Source organism: Thiogranum sp. (genome assembly GCF_058323355.1).
This window is the reverse complement of the sequence record NZ_JBTTIO010000028.1, coordinates 36,220-45,098: the sequence shown is the minus strand read 5'-3', so window position 1 is coordinate 45,098 and position 8,879 is coordinate 36,220. Positions and strand designations below refer to the sequence as shown.

Here is an 8,879-nt window from a genome sequence, read left to right as displayed (position 1 = left end):
ATGGCCGGAAACTCCTCACTAATGGCCGTTAAAACGGCGAAACCATCCTTGTCCGGCATATTCAGGTCGAGTAACACCAGATCCAGGTCGCGATTCTGTGATACATGTTGCAAGGCATGCGCATGGTTTGATGCTTCAAGAATCGTGATTTGCTCATCCAGGGCATTAAGAACATGCGACAATCCTTCACGGAATAGCGAATGGTCGTCAATAATGAGTATCTTCATCATTTAATCGCGCTTTTTTCGGCGTATAGGTATTCGATAGATTCTGCCATGATCCGCCACATCAGGCATCATCCATTTTCATGCCTGGCGCGGCAAGCCTGTTCTATAGGAATGCAGGGACCAAATCCGACAAGCCCCCAGGCTAACTGCCTGAACGACTCACGTCGCACGCTGAATTCAAATCGGCGCAACGTCGACGAGGCTGGATAGCCTGGTGTCAAGCGTTATTATGCAACTCGATGACCTCGTGGTCGGCCAGCCGACGGTCCTGCTTGGCCGCATCGCAACGCAGCTGTTCGATGTGGTCGAGGTAGGCTTCATCCACGCCAGCCGTGACGTATTCACCGGTAAAGACAGAACAGTCAAACTCGTGGATATCGGGGTTGCCCTTGCGCACGGCCTCGATCAGGTCTTCGAGGTCCTGGAACACCAGCCAGTCGGCGCCGATTTCCCCGGCCACCTGTTCCACGCTGCGGCCATGCGCAATCAACTCGTCCTTGGTCGGCATGTCGATACCGTATACGTTGGGATAACGCACCGGCGGCGCAGCCGAGGCGAAATAGACATTCCTGGCGCCGGCATCGCGCGCCATCTGGATAATCTGCTGGGATGTCGTGCCGCGCACAATGGAGTCATCCACCAGCATCACATTCTTGTCGCGGAACTCCAGGTCGATGGCATTGAGCTTCTGGCGCACCGATTTCTTGCGCTGTTGCTGGCCGGGCATGATAAAGGTTCGGCCGATATAGCGATTCTTGATGAACCCTTCGCGGTACTTGATACCCAGTGTGTTGGCCAGTTGCAGTGCCGCTGTGCGGCTGGTGTCCGGGATCGGGATCACCACGTCGATATCGTGCTGCGGTCGCTCCCGTACGATCTTTTCCGCCAGTGCCTCGCCCATGCGCAGGCGCGCCTTGTAAACCGACACATTGTCAATAATAGAGTCGGGACGGGCAAGGTAGACATGTTCGAAAATGCACGGCGCATAACCCGGCTGTTCGGCGCACTGGCGTGTGACGATGCTGCCATCGTAACCGAGAAATACCGCTTCACCCGGACGTACGTCATCAATCAGTTCAAAGCCCAGTGAATCGAGTGCCACGCTTTCGGACGCTGCCATGTAATCGTAGCCATCAGCATTTTTACGCCGCCCGTACACCAGTGGCCTGACACCGTTCGGGTCGCGGAATGCCACCACGCCGAAACCGGTAATCATCGCCACCGCCGCGTAGGCGCCCTCGCAGCGCTGGTGTACGCCGGAGACGGCTGCAAATACATCATCGGCATTGATGCGCAGCTTGCCACGCCGCTGCAACTCGTGCGCAAACACATTGAGCAGCACTTCGGAATCGGAGTCGGTGTTGATATGGCGCAGGTCTTCGAGGAACAGGTTCTTTTTCAGCGCCTCGGCGTTAACCAGGTTGCCGTTGTGCGCCAGCGAGATGCCGTAGGGGGAATTGACATAGAAAGGCTGGGCCTCGGCCGAACTCTCGCAACCCGCCGTAGGATAGCGCACATGACCTATGCCCATTTTACCCCGCAGCCGCAGCATGTGACGGGTATGGAACACATCGCGCACCAGTCCGTTATTCTTGCGCAGGTACAGCTGGCTGCCTTCGCAGGTCATGATGCCGGCAGCGTCCTGCCCGCGATGCTGCAGAATGGTCAACGCATCATAAATCGACTGATTGACCACACCATTTGAAACAATACCGACTATGCCACACACAAGCCCGACCTTCTCTTACCCGAATTGAATGTTTTCAGCGATACCCGCCGGCAGAAAACTGCGCAGCCACATCGCCATGTCCTGAAAATGCACCAGCAGCAATGACTCACGCCACCAGGGGTCCTGCGGTACCGAAGTCAGCCCCGCCAGCATCACCAGTACCGAGACAATCACGGCACCTCGCGCCACGCCAAATATCACGCCCAACGCCCGGTCGGTCGCGCTCAGCCCGGTTTTCTCCACCAGTTTGCCGACCAGGAAATTCACCACACCGCCGGCAATGACAGTCGCCACAAATAACACGGCAAAAGCCACCCAGCGGCGTACCGACGGGGTCTCGATCCACTGCGACAGGTAACCGCTGAAGTCGCCAAAGAACAGCATCGCGACCCACAGCGCCGCTACCCAGGTCACCAGCGACAAGGCTTCCTTGAAAAACCCGCGCCACAAACTCAGCAGCGCGGAAATCGTGATAATCGCAAGAATGAAGTAGTCGACCCAGATCAAGCCAGAACCTGCATGTGTTTTCCGCCGCCCCTCAGGCCGATGATGTAGTGGCGCTATTTTACTCGAAGCACGACAGCGAAGGCGAACGATTAATTACGGGTACGACAAAACCCGGCCATTCTGGTCAAAACGCCCGGCGATCTGCTTTCTGATCCGCTCCGCCTCGTCCCGCTCCAGGAATGGGCCGACACGCACCCGGTAACGCGTCTTGCCGTCTACCCGCACTGCTTCAACCTGGGTCGCAAAACCGCCCTTGCGCAGCTTGTCCCGCAGCGCCAGCGCATTACCTTTATTCGACAGGCTGACCACCTGCACGACCCAGCTGCCGCTAACGGGTTTCGTGGTGATTTTGTCAACCGGTTTTACCGGGACGACGTTTGCCGGTGTCGGCGCAGGCTTTGTTTCCCCGGCGGGTTTTGTTTCCACCTGCGCTTCCGTGGCCGGCTGCCCGGACGCTGCCGGAGGCGTGGCCCCGGCGGCACGGGCACCGGTGGGTTCTGTCACCACGGCCCGCGCGGCCGGCTGTGGTTCGCGGACCGGCGGGAATGGCTCCAGCGGCAACTCCGGCGCCAGCGTCTCCGGCACCGGCATTTCATCCATTTCCGGCACCAGTGTCCGGTTCGGGCCTTCCAGCAACATGGGAATGAAAATCACGCCCAGTGCCACCAGTACAATGGCGCCTGCCAGTCTTTGCTTCAAGAGAACGTCCATCCCGGTTGCCCTGTTATTTAAAATCCGTACCGAGTGCGGACCATTCCGCCACGGTGTAAAACGAGCCGCACACCAGCACCCGGTCTCCCGTTTGCACCTGGCTCGTCAATGCTTGCCGCGCTTCGGCGACTGACTGGCAGACACTCACCGGCCCGAGTTCCGGTAGTTGCTGCAGCTGCTCTGCCAGTTGCGCGGCTGACGCAGCACGTTGCTCACCCAGGCCCACCGGGTACCAGTGATCCACCTGGCCGTGCAACGCGTCGACGAAAGCTGCGATATCCTTGTCGCGCATCATACCGATTACTGCGTGTGTTGCGCCGGGAATCGGGCGATGTCGCAGCGCATCCACCAGCGCCAGCGCGGCCTCGGCATTATGGGACACATCCAGCACCTGATCTACCCTGCCCGGCAACAGCTGTACGCGACCGGGTAAAGCCACCCATTTGAGACCGCCGGCCACGGCCGACTCGGTAACAGGGAGTCGTTCATGCAGGCTGTCGAGTGCCGCCAGCGCAGCAGCGGCATTCGCCAGCTGGTGCACCCCCGGCAGGGCCGGCCAGGGCAAATCCTGGTAGTGACTGCTGATACCCTGCCAGTGCCAGCGTTTACCCCTGTGGCGCACGTGAAAATCCCGACCGATCACCTGCAGGTCCGCGCCAACGGCAGCCGCTGTTTCCAGCACAGTCTCCGGCGGGAAGGCATCGCCGCATATCGCCGGCCGGCCAGCGCGGAAAATACCGGCTTTCTCGGCACCAATGGCCTCACGTGTATCACCCAGCCATTCGGTGTGATCCAGTCCAATCGTTGTTAAAATGGCCACATCGGCATCGATGATATTTACCGCATCCAGCCGACCGCCCAGGCCGACTTCCAGCAATACCACATCCAGCGTGTCGCGCTGCATGATATCCAGCGCGGCCAGCGTACCGAACTCAAAATAGGTCAGGGATGTTTTGCTGCGCAGCACATCAATGCGTGCAAAAGCATCGCACCAGCACCGATCATCAACCACTTCGCCGTTGATACGCAGGCGTTCGTTGTAGTGGAACAGGTGGGGCGAGGTGTAACAGCCGATACGGTAGCCTGCACGGCTCAGAATGGCTTCCAGAATCGCAATCGTCGATCCCTTGCCATTGGTGCCGGCGACGGTAATGACAACCGGTGCAGGCTGCAGGCAATCGAGCTTGCGGGCTACGCTGGCCACACGTTCCAGGCCCAGGTCGATGGCAGACGGGTGCAGGGTCTCCTGCCAGGTCAACCAGTCGGACAGGGTATTAAAGCGGGACACAGAACCGGTTAATTGATAGGCGCGTGGTGTGTGAGGATCGACAGTATCGAGGCGACCCGCTCACGCATTTCGCGACGGTCGACGATCAGGTCCACGGTGCCATGTTCGAGCAGGAACTCACTGCGCTGAAAACCCTCCGGCAGGGTTTCGCGTACTGTTTGTTCGATCACGCGCGGACCGGCGAAACCGATCAGGGCTTTCGGCTCGGCAATATTGATATCGCCCAGCATGGCAAGACTGGCGGACACGCCACCCATGGTCGGATCAGTCAAAACAGAGATAAACGGAATACCGGCACGCGACAGGCGGCCCAGTGCGGCGCTGGTCTTGGCCATTTGCATCAGCGAGAACAGCGCTTCCTGCATGCGCGCCCCGCCGCTGGCGGAAAAGCATACCAACGGGATATTGTGGTCCAGGCTGCTGTTGGCGGCACGCACAAAACGTTCACCGACCACCGACCCCATGGAGCCGCCCATGAAACCGAACTCGAAAGCGGCCGCCACCAGCGGAATACCCTCGACCTGACCGCGCATGGCTACCAGCGCATCGGTTTCACCGGTAGCTTTCTGTGCGGCTTTCAGGCGGTCGATGTATTTCTTGCTGTCACGGAATTTCAGCGGGTCGGCCGGTAGCACTTCGGCACCGATTTCCTCGCGCGGTTCCGGGTCGAGAAACAGGTCGAGGCGCCGTCGTGCGCCAATGCGCATGTGCTGGTCGCACTTGGGGCAGACGTCCTGGTTGCGTTCCAGTTCGGCGCGGTACAACACGGCGTCACAGGCCGGGCACTTGGACCACAGGCCCTCCGGCACGGTACGTTTATCCTTGTTCTCGGTTCTGATGCGCGACGGCATCAGTTTTTCAAACCAGCTCATTTGTCTGTACCTGTATTACAGCTTTAAGTCATTCGCGTCCATCGCGGCGCGCATGTCGGCAATCACCTGCGGTGCTTCGGCGGCAATCCGTTCCGGCTCGTCTGCCAGCGCGGCGATGCGGTTGACCAGTGCACTACCCACCACCACAGCGTCGGCAACAGCGGCGACCCGCGCGGCAGACTCGGCATCACGGATACCGAAACCCACGCCGACCGGTAATTCCGTGTTGGCGCGAATCTGTGTCAGCTTGTCCTGCACCGACTGCACATCCAGCCGGTTCGCGCCGGTCACGCCCTTGAAGGAGACATAATAAAGGAAACCACTGCCATTTTTCGCCATCAACTGGATGCGCTCATCGCTACTGGTCGGCGCGGCAAGAAAAATGGGATCGATATCGTGCGACTTGAGGGCGGCCACCAGCTCACAACCCTCTTCCGGCGGCAGGTCCACCGTCAGGGCACCGTCCACGCCGGCATCCTGCGCGGCCGTCGCGAAGGCTTCATAGCCCATCACCTCGATCGGGTTGAGATACCCCATCAGAATCACCGGCGTATCGTTATCGGTCTGGCGGAATTCACGCACCATATCCAGCACGTTTCTCAAACTGACATGGTGCTTCAGTGCCCGCTCACAGGCGGCCTGGATCACCGGGCCATCGGCCATCGGGTCGGAGAACGGCACACCCAGTTCCAGCAGGTCGGCGCCGGCTTTCACCAGCGCATGCATCAGTGGCACGACCACGTCCGGTTGCGGGTCGCCGGCGGTAATGTAGGGAATCAGCGCCTTGCGGCCGTGACTACGCAAGGCATCGAAACGGGTAGCGATACGGCTCATACCCTGATCCCTTCCAGCCCGGCCACGGTGTGAATGTCCTTGTCGCCACGCCCGGACAGGTTCACCAGCAGTATCCTGTCCTTGTCGAGCGTTGGCGCCAGTTGCTTCGCGTAGGCCAGCGCATGACTGGACTCCAGCGCCGGAATGATGCCTTCGGTGCGCGTCAGATCGTGGAACGCATCCAGCGCCTGCTGGTCGGTGGCGGCGACATATTGCGCACGGCCACAATCCTTCAACCAGGCATGCTCGGGGCCGACGCCCGGATAATCCAGCCCGGCCGAGACGGAATGGGTTTCAATGATCTGCCCGTCGGCGTCTTCCATCAGGTAGGTACGGTTGCCGTGCAGCACGCCGGGGCTGCCGGCACACAGCGGCGCGGCATGACGACCACTCTCAATACCATCACCACCGCCTTCCACGCCGTACATGGCCACGTCCCTGTCTTCAAGGAAAGGATAGAACAGGCCTATGGCATTGGAGCCGCCTCCCACGCAGGCAATCAGTGCATCGGGCAGGCGACCGACCCGCTCCTGCATCTGCGCGCGCGCCTCGCGACCGATGATCGTCTGGAAGTCGCGCACCATCGCCGGGTAGGGGTGCGGGCCGGCCACGGTACCGATGATGTAGAAGGTGTCATCGACGTGGGTGACCCAGTCACGCATGGCTTCGTTAAGCGCGTCCTTGAGGGTTTTTGAACCGGATTCAACCGACACCACTTCAGCGCCCAGCAAACGCATGCGGTAGACGTTGATGGCCTGGCGCTGGATATCTTCCGCGCCCATGTACACCACACACTGCATACCGAAACGTGCCGCCACGGTCGCCGTCGCCACGCCGTGCTGACCGGCGCCGGTCTCGGCAATGATACGTTTCTTGCCCATACGTTTTGCCAGCAGCGCCTGGCCAATCGTGTTGTTCACCTTGTGCGCGCCGGTGTGGTTCAGGTCTTCGCGCTTGAGATAAATCTGCGCACCACCAAGCTGTCTGCTCCAGCGCTCGGCATGGTAGAGCGGCGACGGGCGACCGACAAAGTGCGCCAGGTCCTCGTCCAGCTCGCGCAGAAAATCGGCATCGACACAGAACGTTTCGTAGGCCTGCCGGAGCTCCTCCAGTGGCCCCATCAATGTCTCGGCGACAAACTTTCCGCCATAGGGTCCGAAATGCCCGTCGGCATCCGGCAACCCGGATAAATCACTGCATTGTGTCGCCACGTACTACACCTCGTATAAATGCTTCAATCTTCTCTGCAGACTTGATGCCCCTGTCCTGCTCGACACCAGTGCTGACATCGACGGCCCAGGGCCGGGTCTGGCGTACCGCCTGCTCGACATTGTCGGGCGTCAGGCCACCGGCCAGGATCGCCGGCCGGTCGCCGATGGCCGGCATGCGCGTCCAGTCGAACGCCACCCCGCCGCCACCGTGGGTGTCCGGCTGCCAGGCGTCGAACAGGAACCCGCTTGCCTGCGGGTGAGCCTGAACCACGCCAGCCACATCGACACCTTCCTTCATACCGACGGCCTTGATGTAGGGCCGGCTGAATCCTTCGCACTGGTCGGCGCTTTCCGCGCCGTGGAACTGCAGCAGGTCGAGCGGCACCTGTTCAAGCACCCCTTCGACCTGCACGCGCGGCGCATCGACAAACAACCCCACCACACTGACAAACGGCGGCAGACCCGCGCAGATTTGCGCCGCCTGCTGCGCCGTCACATAACGTGGACTGCGGTCATAAAACACCAGCCCGATGGCGTCAGCGCCGGCCTGCGCAGCCGCACGTCCGTCTTCCACTCGGGTAATCCCACAGATTTTGACACGGGTTCGCATGAGCTTCATCCGGCACGGCGCAACAAGGCGCGTATCCTACCAGAAACCGGCCTGTTTCGGCGATTTCGCCGCGTTTGCGGGGATTTACCGGGTGTTCAGCCAAACACCGGCAGCATGCCCTGCGTCGGCAGGCCGAAACGCTCCGGGTATTTCACCCCGACCAGGTACAAACCGCCGGAGGGCGCGGTCACGCCACCGCGGGCGCGATCCCGGTATTCAAGGATCTGCTGTGCCCAGACCGGTGGTTGCTCGCCCCGGCCTATCACCATCAGCACACCGGCGATATTGCGCACCATGTGGTGCAGAAACGCGTTGGCCTCGATATCCAGGTAAATAAAGTCACCCTGTCGACTGACCTGCAGCCGGTGCACGGTGCGTACCGGGCTTTTGGCCTGGCAGGCGCTGGCACGGTAAGACGAAAAATCGTGCTCGCCGAGCAGGTAACGGGCCGCGGCCTGCATGGATGTCGCGTCCAGTGTCTCGTGCACCCAGGTCACCCGCTTTCTCAACAAGGCACTCGGCACCTCGCGGACAAGAATGACGTAGCGGTAACTGCGTGCCTCGGCAGAGAAACGCGCATGAAAATCTTCATCGACCCCGCGCACCCAGGTTAATGTGATGTCATCGGGAAGATTGGCATTGGCACCGAGCAACCAGGAACGCTCGCGGCGTTCGGCCATGGTTTCAAAATGAATCACCTGGTGCGTGGCGTGCACACCGGCATCGGTACGCCCGGCACAGCACAACTGTACCGGGTGATCCGCAACTTTCGACAGCGCCGACTCGACTTGCGCCTGCACGGAAGGTGCGTGCGGCTGGGCCTGCCAGCCGGAATAGGCAGCGCCGTCGTACTCCACTCCACAGGCAATCAGCATGAAACATCCCGGTAA

Annotated in this window: 10 protein-coding genes; all 10 read right to left on the bottom strand. The window is 60.5% G+C overall.

Going from position 1 to position 8,879, the window contains the following annotated elements; all coding sequences use genetic code 11:
* Positions 1-230 (bottom strand): response regulator transcription factor (locus tag ACW81B_RS04760; protein WP_491579068.1); only part of this gene is annotated, 230 nt, incomplete at its 3' end.
* 214 nt (positions 231-444) lie between these two features.
* Complete coding sequence (purF, locus tag ACW81B_RS04755) at positions 445-1,956, bottom strand: amidophosphoribosyltransferase (RefSeq protein WP_491579067.1); 1,512 nt, start codon at positions 1,954-1,956, stop codon at positions 445-447.
* Positions 1,957-1,971: 15 nt separating this feature from the next.
* Positions 1,972-2,463 carry a CvpA family protein gene (locus ACW81B_RS04750; protein ID WP_491579066.1) on the bottom strand — a complete coding sequence of 164 codons (492 nt, stop codon included), beginning with the start codon at positions 2,461-2,463 and terminating at the stop codon, positions 1,972-1,974.
* 93 nt (positions 2,464-2,556) lie between these two features.
* A complete protein-coding gene (locus ACW81B_RS04745; RefSeq protein WP_491579065.1) occupies positions 2,557-3,174 on the bottom strand; it encodes an SPOR domain-containing protein in 618 nt (205 codons plus the stop codon).
* Positions 3,175-3,187: 13 nt separating this feature from the next.
* Positions 3,188-4,462 (bottom strand): bifunctional tetrahydrofolate synthase/dihydrofolate synthase, encoded by a 1,275-nt coding sequence (folC, locus tag ACW81B_RS04740; RefSeq protein WP_491579064.1) that lies wholly within the window; start codon positions 4,460-4,462, stop codon positions 3,188-3,190.
* An 8-nt stretch (positions 4,463-4,470) separates the two neighbouring features.
* Entirely contained in the window at positions 4,471-5,334 is an 864-nt protein-coding gene (gene accD / locus ACW81B_RS04735) for an acetyl-CoA carboxylase, carboxyltransferase subunit beta (RefSeq protein ID WP_491579063.1), read from the bottom strand.
* 15 nt (positions 5,335-5,349) lie between these two features.
* A complete protein-coding gene (gene trpA, locus ACW81B_RS04730) occupies positions 5,350-6,168 on the bottom strand; it encodes a tryptophan synthase subunit alpha (protein ID WP_491579062.1) in 819 nt (272 codons plus the stop codon).
* A complete protein-coding gene (trpB, locus tag ACW81B_RS04725) occupies positions 6,165-7,379 on the bottom strand; it encodes a tryptophan synthase subunit beta (RefSeq protein WP_491579061.1) in 1,215 nt (404 codons plus the stop codon). Before trpB ends, trpA begins: the two co-directional genes overlap by 4 nt.
* The gene (locus ACW81B_RS04720; protein ID WP_491579060.1) at positions 7,360-7,989 is read right to left on the bottom strand and encodes a phosphoribosylanthranilate isomerase; all 630 of its coding nucleotides are present in this window, start codon (positions 7,987-7,989) and stop codon (positions 7,360-7,362) included. The genes trpB and ACW81B_RS04720 overlap by 20 nt, the downstream gene beginning before the upstream one ends.
* Before the next feature lie 95 nt (positions 7,990-8,084).
* Positions 8,085-8,864, bottom strand: a complete 780-nt coding sequence (gene truA, locus ACW81B_RS04715; RefSeq protein WP_491579059.1) for a tRNA pseudouridine(38-40) synthase TruA — start codon at positions 8,862-8,864, stop codon at positions 8,085-8,087.
* Between the last annotated feature and the right edge of the window lie 15 nt (positions 8,865-8,879).